Origin of the sequence: Streptomyces sp. 13-12-16, from assembly GCF_002114215.1 — a bacterium.
In the GTDB taxonomy this organism is placed as follows: Bacteria; Actinomycetota; Actinomycetes; order Streptomycetales; family Streptomycetaceae; genus Streptomyces.
Genome location: NZ_NCTE01001238.1, coordinates 1 through 2053 on the forward strand (window position 1 = coordinate 1; position 2053 = coordinate 2053).

2 protein-coding genes are annotated in these 2053 nt (G+C 74.3%); both read left to right on the top strand.

Translation table 11 applies throughout. The features are described from left to right. Positions 1-1288: aldehyde dehydrogenase family protein (locus B7767_RS38350; RefSeq protein ID WP_085576005.1), on the top strand; the 1288-nt coding region annotated here is incomplete at its 5' end. 1 nt (position 1289) lies between these two features. After that, positions 1290-2053 (top strand): alcohol dehydrogenase catalytic domain-containing protein (locus B7767_RS38355; protein ID WP_085576006.1); only part of this gene is annotated, 764 nt, incomplete at its 3' end.

Here is a 2053-nt window from a genome sequence, read left to right on the forward strand (position 1 = left end):
GGACTCGGTCGTCGACCGGGCCCACGCGGCCTGGCAGGGCTGGCGGGCCGACCCGGCCGCCCGCAGGACGGCGCTGCTCGCGGCGGCGGACGCCGTCGACGCGGCCGCCTCCGCTCTTGGCCCGCTCCTCACCCGTGAACAGGGCAAGCCGCTGACCGAGTCGTACGCGGAGGTGGCCCGTACGGCCGCCCGGCTGCGCTACTTCGCCGAGCTGGACATCGGGACGCAGCCGATCGCGGACGGTCGTCCCGTACGCAGCGAACTGCGGTGGCGGTCGCTCGGGCCCGTCGCCGCGATTGTCCCGTGGAACTTCCCCCTGCAACTGGCGTCGGCGAAGTTCGCGCCGGCGCTCGCCGCAGGCAACACAATGGTGCTCAAGCCCTCCCCGTTCACGCCCCTCGCCACACGGATGCTGGGGTCCGTCCTCGCCGACGCCCTGCCCGAGGGCGTACTGACGATCGTCACCGGGAGGGAGCCCCTCGGCGCCCGTCTCGCGTCGCATCCGGGGATCCGGCATGTGACCTTCACCGGGTCGGCGGCCACGGGACGGGCCGTCGCGGCGGGCGCGGCGGCCTCACTCGCGCGGGTCACCCTGGAGCTGGGCGGCAATGACGCCGCCGTCCTGCTCGACGACGTCGACGTGGAGGAGATCGCGGACCGGCTGTTCTGGGCGGCGTTCCGCAACTGCGGCCAGGTCTGCATGGCGGTCAAGCGGGTCTATGCCCCGGCCCGGCACTACGCCCGGATGGTGGAGGCCCTCGCGCACCGGGCGATGACGACCGTCGTCGGATCCGGGCTCGACCCGGCCTCACGGCTCGGGCCGGTCAACAACGCCCCGCAACTCGCCCGCGTCGAGCGCTGCACGGCCCGAGCCCTGGCGGACGGTGCCCGGCCCGCTGCCGGTGGACACCGCCTGGACCGGCCGGGGTACTTCTTCGCCCCGACGATCCTGGCCGACGTGCCGGCCGACAGTCCGGTGGTGACCAAGGAGCAGTTCGGCCCGGTCCTGCCGGTCCTGCCGTACGACAGCCTCGACGAAGCCGTCCGGGCGGCCAACGGCACCGGTTTCGGCCTGGGCGGCTCGGTATGGGGGACCGACCTCGACCGGGCCGCGGCCGTCGCCGACCGCCTGGAGTGCGGGACCGCGTGGATCAACCACCACGCCGAACTCTCCCTCGCCCAGCCCTTCGCGGGCGTCAAGGACAGTGGTGTCGGCGTCGCGGGCGGACCGTGGGGGCTCTACGGGAACCTCAGACCGTTCGTCGTGCACCGCCCCGAGGAGGTGTGAGGTGAAGTTCGGCGCGGCGGTACTGCGTGCGTACGAGGACCCGTTCACCGTCGAGGAGGTGATGCTGGCGCAGGGGACGGCCGAGGGGGAGGTCCTGGTCCGGATCGCGGGCTGCGGGATGTGCCGGACCGACCTCGCGGTGCGGCGGTCGGCGGGCCGCTCCCCCCTGCCGGCGGTCCTCGGCCACGAGGGGTCCGGAGTCGTGGTGGAGACGGGAGGCACGGGCACCGGCCTGAGCACCGGCGATCATGTGGTGCTGAGCTTCGACTCCTGCGGGCACTGCCGCAACTGCAAGGGCGCGGCCCCCGCCTACTGCGACTCCTTCGCCTCACTGAACCTGTTCGGCGGGCGCGAGGAGAACACTGCACGGTTCACCGACACGACCGGGGCCGCCCTGGCTCCACGCTGGTTCGGTCAGTCCTCGTTCGCCGAGTACGCGCTGGTCCCGGCCCGCAACGCCGTCCGGGTCGATCCCTCACTGCCCCTGGAACTGCTCGGACCGCTCGGCTGCGGCTTCCTCACCGGCGCCGGGGCGGTCCTCAACTCCTTCGGCGTCGGCCCCGGTGACACCCTCGCAGTCTTCGGTGCGGGCGCGGTGGGCCTGGCCGCGGTGATGGCGGCCCACGCCGCCGGAGCGGTGACCGTGGCCGTCGACCGACACGCCGGGCGGCTGGCCCTCGCCGAGCGGCTCCACGCCCTGCCGGTCCCTGCCGCGTCGACCGGCCTGCCCGACCGCATCCAGCGGCTGACCGGCGGGGGGGGGGC